Source organism: Devosia ureilytica, from assembly GCF_024273195.1.
GTDB classification, from domain to species: Bacteria; Pseudomonadota; Alphaproteobacteria; order Rhizobiales; family Devosiaceae; genus Devosia; species Devosia ureilytica.
Genome location: NZ_JAMZCU010000008.1, coordinates 81,221 through 99,048 on the forward strand (window position 1 = coordinate 81,221; position 17,828 = coordinate 99,048).

Here is a 17,828-nt window from a genome sequence, read left to right on the forward strand (position 1 = left end):
CCCTCACCCGGCGCTGCGCGCCGATCTCTCCCCGGAGGGGCGAGGTGAAGGAAGATCAACGTTCACCCATCGCTTCCTGAATGAGCTCCGCTGCTGCATCAGCCATAGCTGATTCCCTTGCCTCCCCGAAAACGGGTTCCTTGCCGATGTCCAGGAGAATGGGCACGGCCAGTGGGGAAACCTGATGCAAGGGCTTGTGGACGATGTGGTGGCGGATGCGGCTCAGCATCTGGCCCAGGCGTTCGATGTCGAGGAGGCCCCGCGCGGCGTCGTGGCGGGTGGCTTCGATCAGGATATGGTCGGGTTCGTGCTGATAGAGCACGTCGTAGATGATGTCCGAACTCATGGTGATCTGACGGCCCGACTTTTCCTTGCCGGGGTGGCGGCGCTCGATCAGGCCAGAGATGATGGCACAGTTGCGGAAAGTGCGCTTCATCAGTGCACTCTCATCAAGCCAGGCTTCAAGGTCGTCGCCCAGCATGTCCTCGGAAAAGAGCTCGTCGAGGGAAAGGCGGCCAGTGCGGATGAGCGCCGAAAGATCGCCCAGCCCCCAGATGGCCAGCGCATATTCGCTGGCGACGAAGCCGAGGGGGCGGGCGCGCATGCGTTCGAGGCGGCGCGTCAACAGCATGCCCAGGGTCTGGTGGGCCAGCCGCCCCTCGAAGGGATAGCAGACCATGAAATTATTGCTGCCGCGCGGAAAGGTTTCGACGAGGAGGCTGTCGCGGGCGGGCATCACCGACAGGTCGCGCTGCAGGCGCAGCCAGTCGGCAACCTGATCGGGCAGTTTGCCCCACTCGCCGGGGCTATCCATGATGCGGCGGACGCGCTCGGCCAGATAGGTCGAGAGCGGGAACTTGCCGCCCATGTAGGAGGGAATCTTGGGGTCCTTGGAAAAGGCGCGGGACACGAAGGCCTCATTGTCCTTCATGCCCTCGAAGGCGACGATTTCGCCGCCGAACATGAAGGTATCGCCCAGCGAGAGCGTGCCGAAGAAGTACTCTTCCATTTCGCCCAGCACGCGGCCGCCCATGCCGATGGGACCGGTGGTGCGGCCTTGTTTGAGGCCCCTCGCCCGCACCAGCCGCACGCGGACCATGGGTTCCTCAATGATGGTGCCGATATTGAGCCGGTATTGCTGGGCCACCTGTGGATTGGCGATGCGCCAAAGGCCATCGGGGGTCAGCTTGAGGCGCGCATAGCGCTCATAGGCGCGCAGCGCATAGCCACCAGTGGCGACGAAATCGAGCACGCGGTCGAACTTTTGCCGGGTCAGATCGCGATAGGGCCAGGCGCGGGTCACTTCGGCATAGAGGTCATCGGCGCGGAACGGATCGGCGCAGGCCATGCCCAGCACATGCTGGGCCAGCACATCATAGCCGCCGGGATGCGGGTCCTCGCTGTCCTGATGACCTTCGGCGACGGCCTCGACCGCCGCCTCGCATTCGAGCACTTCAAAGCGATTGGAGGGCACCAGCAGGGCGCGCGAGGGATCATCGAGCCGGTGATTGGCGCGGCCGATGCGCTGCAGCATGCGTGAGGACCCCTTGGGCGCGCCGACCTGTACGACCAGGTCAACATCGCCCCAGTCGATGCCCAGATCGAGCGTGGATGTGCAGACCACGGCTTTGAGCTTGCCGGTGGTCATGGCCGCCTCGACCTTGCGGCGCTGCTCGACCGAGAGCGAGCCATGATGCAACGCTATGGGCAGCATGGCTTCGTTGATGTCCCAGAGGCCCTGGAACAGCATTTCGGCCTGCGAGCGGGTGTTGACGAAAAGCAGCGTGGTCCTGTGGCGCTGGATGGTCTGGTAGAGTTCGCGATGGGCATAGACCGCCGAGTGCCCAGCCCAGGGCAGGCGCTCCTCGGTTTCAAGGATGCGCAGCTCGGGTGGGGCGCCCCCGGTCATGTGGAGGAGATCGGTTTGCCGGTCCGGGTGGGGTTGAGCAATCCAGTCACGCAGGAGGTCTGGCCGCGCCACCGTGGCCGAAAGGGCGGTGATCTGCACGTCCGGCGCGAGCTTGACCAGCCGCGCCAGCCCAAGGGCGAGCAGGTCGCCGCGCTTGGAGGTGACGAGGGCGTGGAGTTCGTCGAGCACCACCCGGCGAAGGGAGCCGAACATGAGCTCGGCCTGGGGATGGGAAATCAGCAGCGCCAATTGCTCAGGCGTGGTCAGCAACACATGGGGCGGCCTGACGCGCTGCCGGGCGCGCTTGGAGGCCGGCGTATCGCCGGTGCGCGCCTCGACTGTTATGGGCAGGCCCATCTGCGAAATGGGCGTGGAAAGATTGCGCTCGACGTCCACGGCCAGCGCCTTGAGCGGCGAGATATAGAGGGTGTGCAGACCTTGGAAGCGACCATCGGCCAGGTCCGTCAGGGTGGGCAGGAAGCCAGCGAGAGTCTTGCCGGCGCCAGTGGGGGCGATGAGCAATTGGCTGGCGCCGGACTGATAGGACGCCAGGACGTCGAGCTGGTGCTGGCGGGGCGCCCAGCCCCGCTTTGTGAACCAGTCGGTGATGACGGATGGGAGATGGGCGGACAAAATTGGCAACAGGCACCTACTGCAAATCACTGTCGAGCCTATATGATCGCGCCCGAGCATACCAAGGAGGAACGGGAATGCCCGAGACAATGCAGCTGACACCGCAGGGCGTGCTGTCGCGGCTGGTTCCCCATATTCTTGAAATGGAAAGCGCGGCGGGCGGCAGGCGTATTGCCATCGGCATGGCCGGCGGACCCGGCACCGGCAAATCCACGCTGGCGGCCGAACTGGTTGCCATGCTCAATGCGGTCAGGCCCGGCAGCACGGCGCTGGTGCCGATGGATGGCTTTCACATGAAGCACGCCAAGATCGAAGCCATGGGAGAGACCGGGCGCAAGGGCGCGCCGCACACCTTTGAGGGGGCCGCGTTTGTCAGCTTCCTGCATCACCTCAAGCGGGCGGCGGAGCCGGTCAGCGGGCCAGGATACAGCCGGAAGATCGAGGACACGGTGGACGACGCCTTCACTGTGGCGCCGGACGTGAAGGTGCTGGTGGTCGAGGGCAACTACCTGTTGCTGACCCAGGGACCATGGGCCGGGGTCAAGTCGCTGCTCGATTATGCAGTGTTCATCCATGTGCCGCGCGATCTGGTGGAAGCGCGATTGCTCAAGCGCCACGGCGAGGAAGGCCTGTTCTCCGAGGAGCGCAACCGGGCCCATATCGCGCGCAACGACCTGCCGAACTACGACCTGGTCGAAGCGTCACGCGAGCGGGCGGATGTGGTGTTCGAAATGGACGTGGCGCGCTAGGACCAATCGCCACACGATGGGGGTTTTTCGCCACAGGCGGGATGATAGAAGTAGGCTCCCATATTCTGAGTCCTTCCATGACCACCCGCCCCCAACATCCTTTCGACGTCCGCAGCAAGGACGTCTGGTCCATCGCCCTGCCCGCTTCCATCGCCTTCATCACCGAACCCATGGTGGGGCTGGTCGATATCACGGTGGTGGGGCGCCTGGGCGACGCGGCGCTGCTGGGTGGGCTGGTGCTGGGCGCGCTGGTGTTCGATGTGCTGTTCTCGCTGGCCTATTTCCTGCGCATCGGCACGGCGGGGCTGGTGGCGCAGGCCGTGGGCGCCCGCGATCCGCGTGATGGCCTGCTGCATGTGAGCCGCGCGCTGATCCTGGGGATCGGCATTGGCGGGGTGATGATCACGCTGGCCCTGCCGATTCTCTGGGCCGCCGAGGCGCTGCTGGCGCCGCAGCCGGGCGTCGCCGCAGCGCTGGCAGATTACTTTTTTGTCCGCATCTGGTCGGCACCGTTTTCGTTGATCAATTACGCGCTGCTCGGCTGGTTCTATGGCCGAGCGGCGGCGCGCACCGGCATGCTGCTGCAATTGGTGCTGCACGGCATCAATATCGTGTGCAGCATCGGCCTGGTCTACGGACTGGGTTGGGGCGTGGCGGGAGCGGCGGCGGGCACGCTGCTAGGGCAAATCGTGGCCGCGCTATTGGGCCTTGTGATCCTGGTCCGGCATTATGGCGGCATAGCAGGCCTTCTTTCGCGCATGGCGCCGGGCGAATTGGGCGATGCCCATGCCATCCAGCGCATGTTCGGCCTCAGCCGCGACCTGATGATCCGCTCGATGGCGCTGATGGGGGCCTATGCCTGGTTCGCCGCGCAGGGTTCGCGCATGGGGGAGGTGTCGCTGGCCGCCAATGCGGTGCTGCTCAATCTGCTGATGGTGGTGGGGTTCTTCCTTGACGGCATTGCCCAGGCCGCCGAGCAGCTGGCCGGCAAGGCGGTGGGCGCCAATTGGCTGCCGGCCTATGACCAGGCTTATCGCCTGTCGATGATCTGGGGCCTCATCATCGCCCTGGGGCTGGGCGCGTTCTGGTACGGGGGTGGTCCCTGGGTGATTGGCCTGATGACCACCAATGAGGCGGTGCGGGCGCAGGCGCTGGCCTATCTGCCGATTGCCGCGCTGTGCGCCCTCACCTTCATGCCCGCCTTTGTCTATGACGGCATTTTGATCGGCACGACGCAGAACGTGGTGATGCGCAACGGCATGGTGGTATCGCTGGCGGTGTTTCTGGGCGCTGCGGCGTTGTTGCAGCCCGCCTGGGGCAATTGGGGCCTATGGGCGGCGCTCCATTGCTGGTTCCTGGCTCGCGGCGGCATCTATTGGTGGGCGCTCGAGCGCCGCCGGGCTAGCCTATTCAGCCCGGCCTGAAGCCCATGTCAGCAAAGAGCATTGGCCGTCCTCGCGCTTGACGCGAGGACCAACAGGCAGATGCAGTTGGCGCCGTGGCAAATGGCCCTCGGGGCAAGCCCGCGGGCGGATCGGTCGCTAGCAGACCATCATTGCAGTTCGATTTTGCCTTTCGCCCAATCGTCCGTTTTCGTCCCAACCAGCTCCGCGATGTTGTGCTTGCCTGCCGAACGCACCCCGGCGACCAGGCCGCGCTTGATGCGATCAAGCATATCGAGGCCGCCGAAGACCAGCGCCGAATAGAGCTGGATGGCGTTGGCGCCGGCTTCAATCTTGGCGAGGGCCGATTGCGGCGAGTGGATGCCGCCTACGCCGACCAGGGGCAGCGTGGCGACGCGCTGCCGCATCTGGGCGAGGCGCCGGGTGGAGAGGGCAAAAAGCGGCTTGCCCGAAAGACCGCCGGTTTCATCGGCGTTTTCGAGACCCAGCACGGGGTCGCGAGAAATGGTGGTGTTGGAGACGATCAGGCCATCAAGGTCGGTGTCGAGAATGACCCGGGCAATGGCGTCCATGCCGGCTTCATCGAGATCGGGCGCAATCTTTAGCAACACCGGCACGCGGGTTTTGGCCTTGGCGCGGGCCGCGAGCACTTCACCCAAGAGGCGACGCAAGGCCTCGTCGGTCTGCAGGTTCCTGAGGCCGGGGGTATTGGGCGAGGATATATTGACGGTGAGATAATCGGCCAGATCGGCAAAGCGCCGCACGCCGAGTACATAGTCGGCGACGAAATCCGCGCTGTCCTTGTTGGCGCCGATATTGACGCCGAGGGCGGCGGGAACGCGCAGGCCCTTGAGCCGCGCAAAGGCCGCGTCGTGGCCCTGGTTGTTGAAGCCCATGCGGTTGATGACGCCTTCCGCCTCGCCGACCCGGAACAGGCGCGGCTTGGGATTGCCCGATTGCGGGCGCGGGGTGACGGTGCCGATCTCGACCATGCCAAAACCCATCAGGGCCAGCGGGCGGGGAACCTCGGCATTCTTGTCGAAACCGGCGGCCATGCCGACGGGGTTTTTCAACTCCAGCCCGCAGAGGTTGATTGCCAGTTCGGGCGGATCGGCGTGCTCCTGCTGCGGCGCAAGGCCCAGCCGCAGGGCGGTGATGGTGGCGCCATGTGCGGTTTCGGGGTCCATGCGCAGCAGCGCGTCCTTGGTCAGATTGGCAAGGCCGGCATTGCGCAACAGCGGCGACAGGGCGGAAAAAATCATTGGACGGCCTCGGGCAGTGCGCAGTTTCCTTCGGCATCGACGCTGATCGGCTGCTCCCATTCCACGCTCGTAAGCGGCAATGGCCCGCCATAGAGATGGGGGAAAAGCTGGCCGCCGCGGGATGGCTCCCAGACAAGATCGGCTTCGAGATCGGCGGTGCGGACAGCCAGCAGCAGCAGATCGGCGTGGCCCTTGAAGTGGAGGCGCAAGGTTTCGGCCAGTTGGGCGGCGGTCGAGAAGTGCATATAGCCATCCGCCGCGTCGATGGGCATGCCGGCGTAGTGCCCGACGGTCCGCGCCGGGGCGAAACTGGCGCTTGTGGCGATCTTGTAGATGAGGGCTGGCGTAGCGGGCATGGTGGAAACCCTGAATGGCTATGTCTGGGAGCGGGGGTAATGCGGAAAGGGCCGCTTTACAAGGCGAATACGGGGCATTATCCTAGGATTGTTTTCCGCTCTAAGACATCATTCCTTTTCAGGCGACGTTATGCTCTCACACCGGGCCATTTGGGATGGAATTGACGGGCTGGCCCGGCGCAATGGTGTGTCGGTGTCGGCCCTGGCCAAGCTTGCCGGGCTCGATGCCACCGCGTTCAATGTTTCCAAGCGCGTCAGCAAGGACGGGCGGGAGCGCTGGCCATCGACCGAGAGCATTTCCAAAATACTGGAAGCGACCGGGGAAAGCTTTGACAGCTTCCTCACGGGTACCGGGGCGTTCCTGCCGATGACCGGCGGCTTTGCCGAAGCGGCGTTGCGCACCATTCCGCTTCTGGGCCTGGCCCAGGCCGGCAGCGGCGGCTATTTCGACGATGCGGGACATCCGGTGGGCCATGGCTGGGACGAAGTGGCGTTGCCCACGCCCGACGATAGCGGCATTTATGCGCTGGAAATTTCGGGCCACAGCATGGAGCCGCTCTATCGCGAGGGTGACCGCATCGTGGTTTCACCCACCGAGCAGGTGCGCCGCGGCGACCGGGTGGTGGTCAAGACGCGCGAGGGCGAGGTGATGGCCAAGATTCTCGCCCGGCAGAGCGCCAAGCAGATCGAACTGCACTCGATCAACCCCGATTACGAGCCGTTGTTCTTTGACATCGTGGATGTGGAGTGGATGGCGCGGATTATCTGGGCGAGCCAGTGAGGATCGCGCCAGCAAGTGCCGCCGATGCCGCTGACTGGACCGCGATGCGCGGGGCCCTTTGGCCGAGCGGCGCCGGAGGCGACCATGCGCGGGAAATTGCCGAACTCCTTGGCGAGCCCGGCGAGACGCTAAACCTGCTCGCGCGGGATGAGGACAATCAGGCCCTCGGATTTCTGGAAGTCTCCATCCGCCATGACTACGTCAATGGGTGCAAGACCTCGCCCGTGGCTTTTCTCGAAGGAATTTTTGTCTGGCCGGCGGCGCGCGGGCGCGGCGTGGCAAGGGCGATGGTGGCTGAAGCCGAAGACTGGGCGCGGCAGCAGGGGCTCAGAGAATTTGCTTCGGACGCGCCGGTCCAGAATGACGGAAGCCAGGCCATGCATGCCGCACTGGGCTTTGAGGAAACCCAGCGCGTCGTGTTTTTCAGGAAGCGGCTGGCCTAGGTCATGTCACTTTTAGGTCGATGCGGTTCGCTCGCCCCTTCCCTTTGAGGAAGGGCCGGGGTTGGGGTGCTGCGCTCCGAATGAACCGACGGCGGCGCGATGAACACCGACGCCCCTACCCTCATTCCCTCCCCACTAGGGGAGGGAGGCGCAGGCCAGATAGTCGAGCTGACAATGAAATGCTTTAGCCCAGTTGGCCGTCCAAGGCTTTCTGGATGAGCTTGCGGGTGTTGTCGATGCCATAGAGCGCGGCGAAGGAGCCGAAGCGGGGCCCGCGTTCCTGCCCGATCAGCACCTGGTAGAGCATCTGGAAGAAGTCGCCGGAGACGCCGGGGCCGCCGGTGGGGCTCTTTTTCGTGTGGTCCTGATAGCGCTCGAAGGTGCGGGCGACGTCGAGTGCCGCGTTCTGCAGGGCTTCGTTGTTGGCTTCGGCCGGCAGATCAGCAAAGGCTGCGGACAGCGCCTGGAGGGCGGCGCGCTCGACATCGTCGGGGGCGCGGTAGGACTTTTCCACGAAATCGCGGAAATAGCGCATGGCGTAGCCGACCAGCGCATCGAGATGCGGATGGGTCTTGGGGGAGACGCCGGGCGCATAGGCCGAGATATAGCCCCACATGACCTCGGGGGTTTCCGGGTTCGAGGCCGTCGCCAGGTTCAGCAGCAGACCGAAGGTGACCGGCATGTCGACCTTGGGCACATTGCCATAATGGACATGGAAAGCCGGATTTTCGAGACGCTGGGCGGCATCCTGGCGCTCATTGGCGGCGACGAAGTTGAAATACTCGTCGACGGCGCGCGGAATGACATCGAAATGCAGGCGCTTGGCGACGCGCGGCTTCTGGAACATGTAAAGGCCAAGGCTCTCGGTCGGCGCATAGGTCAGCCATTCGTCGATGGTCAGGCCATTGCCCTTGGACTTGGAGATCTTCTGGCCCTCGGAGTCGAGAAACAGCTCATAGACATAGTGCTCGGGCGGGGTGCCGCCGAGGATCGCGCAGATCTTGTCGTAGAGGTGCTGGTTGGTCTGGTGGTCCTTGCCGAACATTTCGAAATCAACGCCCAGCGCGGCCCAGCGCATGCCGAAATCGGGCTTCCACTGCAGCTTCACATGGCCGCCGGTGACCGGCACGGTGGTGTCGCGCCCATCCTCGTCCGTAAAGGTAACAGTGCCGTCCTTGGCATTGACTTCCTTCATCGGCACATAAAGCACGCGGCCCGAAATCGGCGAGATCGGCAGGAAGGGCGAATAGGTCGCCTGCCGCTCGGCACCAAGCGTGGGCAGCATCACGCCCATGATGTCGTCATAGCGTTCGGCAGCGCGCAGCAGCACCTCGTCGAACTGGCCAGTCTTGTAATAGTCGGTGGCGCTGGCAAATTCGTAATCGAAGCCAAAGGTGTCGAGGAAGCGGCGCAGCATGGCGTTGTTGTGCTCGCCGAAGCTGGCATATTCATTGGTCCAGGGATCGGGCACGGCGGTCAGCGGCTTTTGCAGATGCGGCTCCATCGCCTCCTTGGAGGGGACGGTGTCCGGGATCTTGCGCATGCCGTCCATGTCGTCGGAAAAGCACAGCAGGCGCGTCGGAATCTGGTCGCGGGTCAGCAGCCGGAAGGCCGTACGAACCATGGTGGTGCGCGCCACTTCGCCAAAGGTGCCGATATGGGGCAGGCCCGAGGGACCATAGCCGGTCTCGAACAGGGCCTCGCCCTTGCCCGACTTTTCCAGGCGTTTGACCAGCTTGCGCGCTTCCTCGAAGGGCCAGGCGCGCGCAGTCTGCGCGGGCGCGAAGAAATCGGGGTCAAGGGCGGGCAAAGTGGCGGGCGACACTGGGTGGCAGCCTTTCGGAAATGACGGAAATAGGCGGAGCCCGGTCAATGCACCGGAACCGGTCGGACGTCAATGTCGCAGGTGGTTGCGCAGGCCCGCAGGAGCGCCTAGTTCTTGATCCTGTTGCCAATCGGGACCCGCACAATGACCTCCGCTCATGACGCCCTCATTCATCTGATGATCGTGGCCGCCTCGTCCGACAGTGCCATGACGGAAAAGGAGCTGACACGCATCACCGCGCTGATTGATCGGCTGCCGGTGTTCGAGGGCTTCGACAAGGAGCGGCTCGAAGACGTCGCCAATGCCTGTGCCGATATTCTCAATGGCCCCAATGGCCTTGATCGCGTGATCGAAGAGGCGGTGGCCGCCCTGCCGGTCAAGCTGCAGGACACGGCCTATGCTCTGGCCGTGGAAGTCACGGCGGTTGACCTGCACCTTGAGCAGGAGGAATTGCGGTTCCTCGAAATGCTGCGCGATCACCTCAGCCTTGACCGGCTGACCACGGCCGCCATCGAAGTGGCCGCCCGGGCGCGGCACCGGCGCCTGCCCGCCTAAAGGTTAAGCGGGAGCCGGCGGAGCAGGCTGAGCAGATCCTCGACCGAAGCAATGGGGCGGTTGCGCCCCAGCTTGCCCACCAGGGTCAGGGTGGCATAGCCATGGATCAGGCTCCAGACCTGGGTTTCGACGACCCCCGGCGCTGTTCCGGGCAGCACGAACGGGGCGGAAGCCTCGGCCAGCACCGCATAGGCGCGCGCACCGGCCAGCCGCAGTTCCTCCCCTGAGCCGGCCAGCGACCAGATCTGGCGGAACATCAGGTCGTAGAGCGCGGGATTGTCGCGGGCAAAATCAAAATAGGCGAGGCAGATGGCTTCCAACCGGGCGCGCGGTTCATTCGGCCCGGCGCTTGCCTGCGCCTCCATGGCATCGGCAAAGCGTGAATAGCCGCGCGCCGCAATCGCGTCGAGCAGGCCCGGCAGGCCCTGAAAATGATGGGCGGGCGCGGCATGGGACACGCCGGCCAGCGCCGCGCATTTGCGCAAGGTCAGCCCGGCCGTTCCATCACGGGCCAGAAGCGTCAGCCCGGCATTGATCAGGCCTTCGCGCAGATCGCCATGGGCCGGTGGGTGCGTGATTTCAAGAGAGGTGGTCATGACGCCAGTAAACAAGTGCGCTTGACAGTGTCAAGGAAAACGGGCTTTACACTGTCAAGCAGCACGAGGGAGACTGAGGATGATTGCAACGACATTGGGATGGGGGCGCAACGCGCTGCTGTGGATTTTGTGCCTGGGTGTGGCGCTTGCTTCCTGGCGGTTCATGGTGGGCGGGGTCGAGGCGACCATGGGTTTTGTCGCCTATCACGCCCAGATGCGGCCGATTGCCTTTTTTGCACATGTGGTGCTGGCGCCGGTGGCGCTGGCACTGGTGCCGTTCCAGCTCTGGCAGGGGCTGCGCCAACGCCGACCGGTTATTCATCGTGCCATCGGTCGGACCTATGGCATCGCGATCCTGATCTCCGGGGCCGGCGGGCTGTGGCTGGCCATCACCACGGAAGCCGGCTTGGTGGCCGCGCTGGGCTTTGGCCTATTGGCCATGAGCTGGCTGGGCACAACCATGTGGGGCATCAGCCTCGCGATGCGCGGCGACCGGGCGGCGCATCGGCGCTGGATGATCCGTTCGATTGCCCTGACGCTGGCTGCGGTGACGCTGCGGATCTATATCCCGCTGTCGATGGCGCTCGACATCCCGTTTCCCACCGCCTACCCGGCGATTGCCTGGCTGTGCTGGGTGCCGAACCTGGTGGTAGCCGAAATCATTCTGCGCTGGCCTAAGGCGCGGCGCCTGGCTATTGCCTGATTAGTAAAACCCCACCGGAAACCAGCGCAGGTAGAGTTCGTCCAGCGTGCCGTTTTCCTTCAGGCGCACCAGTGCCCAGTCAATGGCGTGGCGGACTGGATCGTGCCCGGCCGGCATGGCGATGGTGAAGCCTTCGCCGAACAGGTGCGGACGAAAATAGGCGTCGCCGGCAAAACCGCAGCAATTGAGGTTTTCGTTGAGCCAGAACGAGGCGCGCATGGCGTCGCCAAACCAGGCATCGACCGATCCTGATCTGAGCGCTTCGAGGCCGGCGATCTCGCTGTCGACGGCGACGCGTTCAATGGCGGGCAGGTAGCGTTCAAGAAACGCCTCATGGGCGCTGCCCCGGCGCACGGCCACCTCCTGGCCGGTGAGCGCTTCCGGCCGGAAGCCGGTGGCATCCTCCGCACGGGTGACGAACCGCCCCGGCAGCGCCAGATAGGTCGAAGAATAGTCGAACAGATTGGCGTTTTCGGGCGACATGGCCAGGCCGGCAATCAGCGCGTCGCCCTGGCTGTCGCTGAGGGCATTGGCGGCCTGGTCCCAAGGCCAGGCCTGAATGGTGCAGGCGACATTGACCTCGGCGCAGATGCGTTTGGCGAGGTCGATATTGAAGCCGACCAGTTGGCCGTTGGGGTCGCGAAAGTTGAAGGGCGGGAAATCGGCTGTGGTGAGGAACCGAATTGCCGGGACCGGGACAATGCTGGGCAGCATTTCGCGCGCATCGGGATCGGCATGATAGGGGAGCGGCTGGGCGAATGCGGGGGTGATGAGGAACAACCCAAGCGCACCGAACCAGAGAAGCCAGTTTTTCACGTCGCTTTATCCACTTTCACCATGGCGCCCTCGGTCCTGACCCGAGGGCCACTCATTTCAAATCACTGGCCTTAGTGACGTTCAGGCTGGCCCTCGGGTCAAGCCCGAGGGCGGAACAGTGGTTGGATCTGCCCCTAAACCTGATCCAGGCCATACATCAGGTCGGCGATCAGATCGTCGGGGTCTTCGAGGCCGACGGAGAGGCGCAGAAGGCCGGGGGTGACGCCGGTCTCGAGGCGGACTTCCTCGGTGAGACGAGCATGGGTCGTGGTCCGCGGATGGGTGATCAGCGACTTGGCATCGCCCAGATTGTTGGAAATCAGGATCACGGCCAGATTGTCGGAAAGCGCAAAGGCGCCATCCTGGCCGCCCTTGACGTCAATGGCCAGCAGCGTGGAGCCGCGCTTCATCTGCCGTTTTCCCAGCTCGTATTGCGGATGGCTGGGATCGTGCGGATAGATGACCCGGTTGACCTTGGGATGGCCGGAAAGAGCGGCGACGACCTTTTCGGCGCTATTGGTCATCTGTTCGACGCGCAGGGCGAAGGTTTCGAGGCCCTTGGTCAGCACCCAGGCATTGAAGGGCGAGAGCGTCGCGCCGGTGTGGCGGAGGAAGGTGTGGACATCGCCCTCGATGAGAGCCTTGGACCCCAGGACGATACCGCCCAGCACCCGGCCCTGGCCGTCGATATGCTTGGTGGCCGAATAGGTGACGAGGTCGGCGCCCAGTTCGAGCGGCTTCTGATACAGCGCGGTGGCAAAGACATTGTCGACGATGAGCTTGGCGCCATGGGCATGGGCGATCTCGGCCACGGCAGCAATATCGACCAGCTCAAGCGTGGGATTGGTCGGCGTCTCGATGAACACAACCTTGGTATTGGGCTGCATGGCGGCGGCGAAATTGGCCGGGTCGCGCCCATCGACCAATGTGGAGGCAACACCAAAGCGCGGCGCGAAATCTTCCACCACATAGCGGCAACCGCCAAACAGCGCCTGGGAGGCAACGATGTGGTCCCCTGCCCGCACCTGGCTCATGACCGCATTGGTGACCGCAGACATGCCGGTGGCAAAGCACCGTGCCGCTTCGGCGCCTTCGATCAGGGCCATGCGGTTCTGGAACATGTCGTAATTGGGATTGGCGAAGCGCGAGTAGTTGTGGCCGCCGGGAACTTTACCCTGGAACAAAAGCTCGGCGTGCTCGGAGCTGGGATAGGCATAGCCCGAATTGAGAAACAGCGCCTCGCTAGTTTCGTTGAACTCCGAGCGCTTGCCCCCGCCATGCACCATCTGGGTGGCCGCCGACAACTTCTTGGGGTCAGCGAGGGGGTTGTTCTTCCTGGACATGGTCTACGCCTTTAAACAAAAAACCGGCACGCAAATGGCGGCCGGTTTACAACGGTCTTTAGCATTTCTTTTTCAAAACCATTTCAAATCCACGCTGCTCGCCATCTACCGCGATCTACTGCGCTTCCAATGCTCACGTACTCAACGTACGCTGCGCGTCGGTTCTCGAAGATCACGCCATCTGGCTTCTCATCGAGGATTTCAAACGATTTTGAGTGGCTGCAAGCGACCGGCCAAATCACCACTGGGTTGTGATCTAAGTCCAATTGGCTGTTGGCGTCAATTGCCGTGGTTGCTAGGGATGAGCAAAGCGCGGCGGGGAACAATTGCGACATGGCTGAAACCTGGCCCAAGGGCGTCTTTCCGGCGCGGTTGATCGAAAAACTACATGGCGAGGGTGCCATTATCGCCTCGCGGCCCTTCGATGCCGACCAAGTGCAGCCCGCCAGCCTCGACCTCAGGCTGGGCAAGACGGCCTTTCGCGTGCGGTCCAGTTTCCTGCCCGGCCCGAGCCATTCGGTGGCCGAGCGCATCGAAGCGCTGAAACTGCACGAGATCGATTTGAGCAATGGCGCGGTATTGGAGCGCGGTTGCGTTTATCTCGTGCCGCTGGAAGAAAGTCTCAGCCTGCCGCCTGAAGTCAGCGCCTCTGCCAACCCAAAAAGCTCGACAGGGCGGCTCGACGTGTTCACCCGCGTCATCGGCGATCGGGCGCGGGGCTTTGACCAATTGCCCGCCGGCTACAATGGTCCGCTCTATCTTGAAATCAGCCCGCGCACTTTTCCAGTGCTGGTGCGGACCGGCTCGCGGCTCAGCCAGATGCGGTTCCGTTGCGGCGACAGCCGCCTGTCGGTGGCGGACCACCAGGCGCTGCACGCCTCCGATACGCTGGTTATTGGTGGGGACCAGCCCGTGGGCGAAGGCGTGGCGCTCTCCATCGACTTGCAGGGTCAGGGGCGAAACGGACTGATCGGGTTCCGTTCCAAGCGGCATACGGCAGTGATCGACGTGGACAAGAAGGCGGCGCTCGATGTGCTCGACTTCTGGGAGCCGCTTTATGCACGAGGCCGGAGCGAACTGATCCTGGACCCGGATGAATTCTACATTCTGGTGAGCCTTGAGGCGGTGCATGTGCCACCGACCCATGCCGCTGAAATGGTGCCGTTCGACCCGTTGGTGGGTGAATTCCGCGTGCATTATGCGGGGTTCTTCGACCCTGGTTTCGGCCATTCGTCAGCCGGTGGCACGGGTAGCCGCGCCGTGCTTGAAGTGCGCAGCCGCGAAGTGCCGTTCCTGCTCGGTCATGGCCAGATCATCGGGCGGCTGATTTATGAGGAACTGGCCGAAAGGCCGGACCGGCTCTATGGCACGGATCTGGGCTCCAACTATCAGGCACAGACGCTCAAGCTCTCGAAGCATTTCAAGGCGTTTGAAGGCTGAAGCCGGCACACCCTTGAAGGATGCGCCGGCTCCGTGAGAACCCGACGGAGGAACTTGGTCGGGTTGAACGCTATGCGGCGCTGGCCACGGCGCCGGGGGCGGCCTTGGCGCCGGTCATGAAGGCCACGGCGTCGGACATGGTGTAGTCCTTGGGGTCGATGACGCAGAGGCGTCTTCCCAAGCGGTGCACATGGATGCGGTCGGCCACTTCGAACACATGGGGCATGTTGTGGCTGATCAGGATGATCGGGATGTCACGCGCCCTGACATCGAGGATCAGATCAAGGACGCGGCGGGATTCCTTGACGCCCAGCGCAGCGGTGGGTTCGTCGAGAATGATGACCTTTGAGCCAAAGGCAGCGGCACGGGCCACGGCAACGCCCTGGCGTTGTCCGCCGGACAGGGTTTCGACCGCCTGGTTGATGTTCTGAATGGTCATCAGCCCGAGGTCGGAGAGTTTCTGGCGAGCGATGCGCTCCATGGCGGGACGGTCGAGCTGGCGCATGACCTTGCCCATGAACCCCGATTTGCGGATCTCGCGGCCCATGAACATATTGTCGGCAATCGAGAGCGCCGGCGACATGGCCAGGGTCTGGTAGACCGTTTCGACCCCGGCGTTGCGGGCGTCGATGGGCGAGGAAAAGTTGACCGCCTGCCCATCGAGGAAGATGTCGCCGCTATCAACCTTGATCGCGCCGGAGAGGGCCTTGATCAGCGAGGACTTGCCCGCGCCATTGTCGCCGATGACGGCGAGGATTTCGCCGGGCATGAGATCGAAGTCGCAATTGTCGAGCGCCGTGACACGGCCATAGCGCTTGTTGAGATTGCGGGCGGAAAGAATGGGTTCCATCAGGCAGAGACCTTTCTGATCCACTGGTCCACGGCCACAGCGCCGATGATCAGCGCGCCGATGAGCAGGTAAGTCCATTGTGCGTCGGCGCCGAGAAGGCGCAGGCCGAGCGAGAAAACACCCACGATCAGGGCGCCGAAGAACATGCCCAGGATCGAGCCGCGTCCGCCGAACAGCGAGATGCCGCCGATCACCACGGCCGTGATGCTCTCGATATTGGCCGACTGGCCGGAGGTGGGTGATACCGAGCCGATGCGGCCAATCAGGACCCAGCCGGCAAAGGCGCAGATGAGGCCTGAGAGTGCATAGACCGAGATGAGGATGCGCCTGGTATTGACGCCCGAAAGCTCGGCCGCCTCGGGATCGTCGCCCACGGCATAGACGTGGCGGCCCCAGGCGGTGTGGCGCAATACATAGGCAAGCGCCAGCACGAGGAGGATGAAAAAGATCACCCCATAGGTGAAGACCGCGCCGCCAAAGGAGAAGGACTGGCCGAAGAACTGCAGCAGCGGGGCATTGGCTTCAATGTCCTGGGCGCGGATGGTTTCATTGCCCGAATAGAGGAAGTTGGAAGCCAATGCGATCTGCCACATGCCCAGCGTGACGATGAAGGGCGGCAGCTTGATGCGGGCAATGAGCCAGCCATTGATGAAGCCGATGAGCGTGCCGATGGCCAGACCGCAGGCGACGGCCACGGCGGGCGGCAGGCCCAGGCGGAAGGTGAACTGGCCCATGATGACCGAGCTCAGCACCATGATGGCGCCGACCGACAGGTCGATGCCGGCGGTGAGAATGACCAGGGATTGGGCGGCCCCGACAATGCCGACAATGGCGACCTGCTGCAGGATCAGTGTCATGGCAAAGGACGAAAAGAACTTCGTGCCCAGCAAGGCGCCAAAGACCAGCACCGAGGCGACCAGAACGATCAGCGGCACCAAAGCCGGATTGGAATGCAGCGCGTGCTGGATGCGCGAGAGCAGGGTGTGCTGATGCTCAAAACTGGCAATCGTCTCGGCACGAGCGACGAGGTCCGTTTCGGCCTCGGTCTGGTTCGACATGGGTATCCTCCCCGGTTCCCAATCGATGGCAGGGGCCGATGACGACCCGCCCCTGCCACCATTCTATTGCAGATTACCGATCAACCCCAGCAGAGCGCTTCGCCTTCGGTGGTGTCGATGGATTCAACACCGTCCACGGGCTCATCGGTCACCAGGCTGACGCCGGTGTCGAAGAAGTCCTTGCCGGGGGTGGGCTCGGGCTTCACGCCGGTGTCGGCCCAGGCCTTGATCGCCTCGACACCCAGGGCCGCCATCTGCAGCGGATATTGCTGGGACGTGGCGCCGATGACGCCGTCGCGCACATTGGCAATACCCGGGCAGCCGCCATCGACCGAGACGATCAGCACATCGTTCTCGCGGCCAAAGGATTTGAGGGCCTCATAGGCGCCGGCCGCCGAAGGCTCGTTGATGGTGTGGACCACATTGATCATGGGGTCCTTGACCAGGAGGTTTTCCATGGCCTCGCGGCCGCCCTCTTCATTGCCGGCAGTGACGTCGTGACCAACGATACGCGGATCAGTTTCGTCGCCCCATTTGTTTGGATCGGCCAGATCGATGCCAAAACCCTGCAGGAACCCCTGATTGCGCAGGACGTCGACCGTGGGCTGGCTGATGCCGAGGTTGAGCAGGGCAATCTTGGCATTGGCCGCATCAGCACCGAGCTTGCCGGCGGCCCATTTGCCGATCAGTTCACCGGCCAGGAAATTGTCGGTGGCAAAGGTCGCGTCGGCTGCATCGATGGGGTTGAGCGGGGTGTCGAGCGCAATGACCAGCAGACCGGCGTCGCGCGCCTGCTGCACCGATTGCACGATGGCCGAGGTATCGGAGGCGGTGAGCAGAATGCCGCTGGCGCCATCTGCGATGCAGGTTTCAATGGCGGCGACCTGGGTTTCGTGATCGCCATCGACGCGGCCCGCGAATGACTTGAGCGTGATGCCCAGTTCGGCCGCCTTGGCCTCGGCACCTTCCTTCATCTTGACGAAGAAGGGATTGGTATCGGTCTTGGTGATCAGACAGGCCGAAACGTCCTGGGCCATGGCTGCGGGGGTCGTGGCATTCATGGCGGCGAGGCACAATGCAGTGCCGATAAGCAGCTTCTTCACTTT

The 17,828-nt window shown here is 63.5% G+C and carries 17 protein-coding genes; 7 read left to right on the top strand and 10 right to left on the bottom strand.

What is annotated here, in order from left to right:
* Positions 1 to 55: 55 nt before the first annotated feature.
* Positions 56 to 2,551 (bottom strand): ligase-associated DNA damage response DEXH box helicase, encoded by a 2,496-nt coding sequence (locus NIM87_RS17395; RefSeq protein ID WP_254675991.1) that lies wholly within the window; start codon positions 2,549 to 2,551, stop codon positions 56 to 58.
* 68 nt (positions 2,552 to 2,619) lie between these two features.
* Here NIM87_RS17395 and NIM87_RS17400 point away from each other — a divergent pair, with 68 nt between their 5' ends.
* Positions 2,620 to 3,291 carry a nucleoside/nucleotide kinase family protein gene (locus NIM87_RS17400; protein ID WP_254675992.1) on the top strand — a complete coding sequence of 224 codons (672 nt, stop codon included), beginning with the start codon at positions 2,620 to 2,622 and terminating at the stop codon, positions 3,289 to 3,291.
* Between the two features lie 77 nt (positions 3,292 to 3,368).
* Positions 3,369 to 4,715, top strand: coding sequence for an MATE family efflux transporter (locus NIM87_RS17405; RefSeq protein ID WP_254675993.1), 1,347 nt, complete (start codon positions 3,369 to 3,371; stop codon positions 4,713 to 4,715).
* A gap of 128 nt (positions 4,716 to 4,843) precedes the next feature.
* On the opposite strand, the gene NIM87_RS17410 is transcribed toward NIM87_RS17405, so the two are convergent.
* The gene (locus NIM87_RS17410; protein WP_269468096.1) at positions 4,844 to 5,956 is read right to left on the bottom strand and encodes a quinone-dependent dihydroorotate dehydrogenase; all 1,113 of its coding nucleotides are present in this window, start codon (positions 5,954 to 5,956) and stop codon (positions 4,844 to 4,846) included.
* Positions 5,953 to 6,312, bottom strand: coding sequence for a DUF952 domain-containing protein (locus NIM87_RS17415; protein WP_254675994.1), 360 nt, complete (start codon positions 6,310 to 6,312; stop codon positions 5,953 to 5,955). Before NIM87_RS17415 ends, NIM87_RS17410 begins: the two co-directional genes overlap by 4 nt.
* 130 nt (positions 6,313 to 6,442) lie before the next feature.
* On the opposite strand from NIM87_RS17415, the gene NIM87_RS17420 reads away from it, so the two are divergent.
* Positions 6,443 to 7,093 (top strand): S24 family peptidase, encoded by a 651-nt coding sequence (locus NIM87_RS17420; RefSeq protein WP_254675995.1) that lies wholly within the window; start codon positions 6,443 to 6,445, stop codon positions 7,091 to 7,093.
* Positions 7,090 to 7,536, top strand: coding sequence for an aminoglycoside 6'-N-acetyltransferase (aac(6'), locus tag NIM87_RS17425; protein ID WP_254675996.1), 447 nt, complete (start codon positions 7,090 to 7,092; stop codon positions 7,534 to 7,536). Before NIM87_RS17420 ends, aac(6') begins: the two co-directional genes overlap by 4 nt.
* 184 nt (positions 7,537 to 7,720) lie before the next feature.
* On the opposite strand, the gene NIM87_RS17430 is transcribed toward aac(6'), so the two are convergent.
* Positions 7,721 to 9,361, bottom strand: a complete 1,641-nt coding sequence (locus NIM87_RS17430) for a lysine--tRNA ligase (protein ID WP_254675997.1) — start codon at positions 9,359 to 9,361, stop codon at positions 7,721 to 7,723.
* A 144-nt stretch (positions 9,362 to 9,505) separates the two neighbouring features.
* On the opposite strand from NIM87_RS17430, the gene NIM87_RS17435 reads away from it, so the two are divergent.
* Positions 9,506 to 9,916, top strand: coding sequence for a tellurite resistance TerB family protein (locus NIM87_RS17435; protein WP_254675998.1), 411 nt, complete (start codon positions 9,506 to 9,508; stop codon positions 9,914 to 9,916).
* Here NIM87_RS17435 and NIM87_RS17440 read toward each other — a convergent pair.
* Positions 9,913 to 10,512, bottom strand: coding sequence for a TetR/AcrR family transcriptional regulator (locus tag NIM87_RS17440; RefSeq protein ID WP_254675999.1), 600 nt, complete (start codon positions 10,510 to 10,512; stop codon positions 9,913 to 9,915). The genes NIM87_RS17435 and NIM87_RS17440 overlap by 4 nt on opposite strands.
* 79 nt (positions 10,513 to 10,591) lie before the next feature.
* Here NIM87_RS17440 and NIM87_RS17445 point away from each other — a divergent pair, with 79 nt between their 5' ends.
* A complete protein-coding gene (locus tag NIM87_RS17445) occupies positions 10,592 to 11,215 on the top strand; it encodes a DUF2306 domain-containing protein (protein ID WP_254676000.1) in 624 nt (207 codons plus the stop codon).
* On the opposite strand, the gene NIM87_RS17450 is transcribed toward NIM87_RS17445, so the two are convergent.
* Together NIM87_RS17450 and metZ are read right to left on the bottom strand one after the other, a co-directional pair.
* The gene (locus tag NIM87_RS17450) at positions 11,216 to 12,031 is read right to left on the bottom strand and encodes a transporter substrate-binding domain-containing protein (protein WP_254676001.1); all 816 of its coding nucleotides are present in this window, start codon (positions 12,029 to 12,031) and stop codon (positions 11,216 to 11,218) included. It lies immediately after the preceding gene.
* A 134-nt stretch (positions 12,032 to 12,165) separates the two neighbouring features.
* Complete coding sequence (metZ, locus tag NIM87_RS17455) at positions 12,166 to 13,374, bottom strand: O-succinylhomoserine sulfhydrylase (protein WP_254676002.1); 1,209 nt, start codon at positions 13,372 to 13,374, stop codon at positions 12,166 to 12,168.
* A 333-nt stretch (positions 13,375 to 13,707) separates the two neighbouring features.
* On the opposite strand from metZ, the gene NIM87_RS17460 reads away from it, so the two are divergent.
* Complete coding sequence (locus NIM87_RS17460) at positions 13,708 to 14,814, top strand: 2'-deoxycytidine 5'-triphosphate deaminase (RefSeq protein ID WP_254676003.1); 1,107 nt, start codon at positions 13,708 to 13,710, stop codon at positions 14,812 to 14,814.
* 70 nt (positions 14,815 to 14,884) lie between these two features.
* Here NIM87_RS17460 and NIM87_RS17465 read toward each other — a convergent pair whose 3' ends face one another.
* The 3 genes from NIM87_RS17465 to NIM87_RS17475 all read right to left on the bottom strand — a co-directional run bounded on the left by NIM87_RS17465 (position 14,885) and on the right by NIM87_RS17475 (position 17,825).
* Positions 14,885 to 15,664, bottom strand: a complete 780-nt coding sequence (locus tag NIM87_RS17465; RefSeq protein WP_254676004.1) for an ATP-binding cassette domain-containing protein — start codon at positions 15,662 to 15,664, stop codon at positions 14,885 to 14,887.
* On the bottom strand, positions 15,664 to 16,722 hold the full coding sequence (locus NIM87_RS17470) for an ABC transporter permease (protein ID WP_254676005.1): 1,059 nt from the start codon (positions 16,720 to 16,722) through the stop codon (positions 15,664 to 15,666). The genes NIM87_RS17465 and NIM87_RS17470 overlap by 1 nt, the downstream gene beginning before the upstream one ends.
* Positions 16,723 to 16,802: 80 nt before the next feature.
* On the bottom strand, positions 16,803 to 17,825 hold the full coding sequence (locus NIM87_RS17475) for a sugar ABC transporter substrate-binding protein (protein ID WP_408640087.1): 1,023 nt from the start codon (positions 17,823 to 17,825) through the stop codon (positions 16,803 to 16,805).
* Positions 17,826 to 17,828: the final 3 nt, after the last annotated feature.

Coding starts and splice junctions, on each gene's coding strand:
- NIM87_RS17400 (WP_254675992.1), top strand. CDS start 2,620: ATGCCCGAGACAATGCAGCTGACACCGCAGGGCGTGCTGTCGCGGCTG.
- NIM87_RS17405 (WP_254675993.1), top strand. CDS start 3,369: ATGACCACCCGCCCCCAACATCCTTTCGACGTCCGCAGCAAGGACGTC.
- NIM87_RS17410 (WP_269468096.1), bottom strand. CDS start 5,956: ATGATTTTTTCCGCCCTGTCGCCGCTGTTGCGCAATGCCGGCCTTGCC.
- NIM87_RS17415 (WP_254675994.1), bottom strand. CDS start 6,312: ATGCCCGCTACGCCAGCCCTCATCTACAAGATCGCCACAAGCGCCAGT.
- NIM87_RS17420 (WP_254675995.1), top strand. CDS start 6,443: ATGCTCTCACACCGGGCCATTTGGGATGGAATTGACGGGCTGGCCCGG.
- NIM87_RS17435 (WP_254675998.1), top strand. CDS start 9,506: ATGACCTCCGCTCATGACGCCCTCATTCATCTGATGATCGTGGCCGCC.
- NIM87_RS17440 (WP_254675999.1), bottom strand. CDS start 10,512: ATGACCACCTCTCTTGAAATCACGCACCCACCGGCCCATGGCGATCTG.
- NIM87_RS17445 (WP_254676000.1), top strand. CDS start 10,592: ATGATTGCAACGACATTGGGATGGGGGCGCAACGCGCTGCTGTGGATT.
- metZ (WP_254676002.1), bottom strand. CDS start 13,374: ATGTCCAGGAAGAACAACCCCCTCGCTGACCCCAAGAAGTTGTCGGCG.
- NIM87_RS17460 (WP_254676003.1), top strand. CDS start 13,708: ATGGCTGAAACCTGGCCCAAGGGCGTCTTTCCGGCGCGGTTGATCGAA.
- NIM87_RS17465 (WP_254676004.1), bottom strand. CDS start 15,664: ATGGAACCCATTCTTTCCGCCCGCAATCTCAACAAGCGCTATGGCCGT.
- NIM87_RS17470 (WP_254676005.1), bottom strand. CDS start 16,722: ATGTCGAACCAGACCGAGGCCGAAACGGACCTCGTCGCTCGTGCCGAG.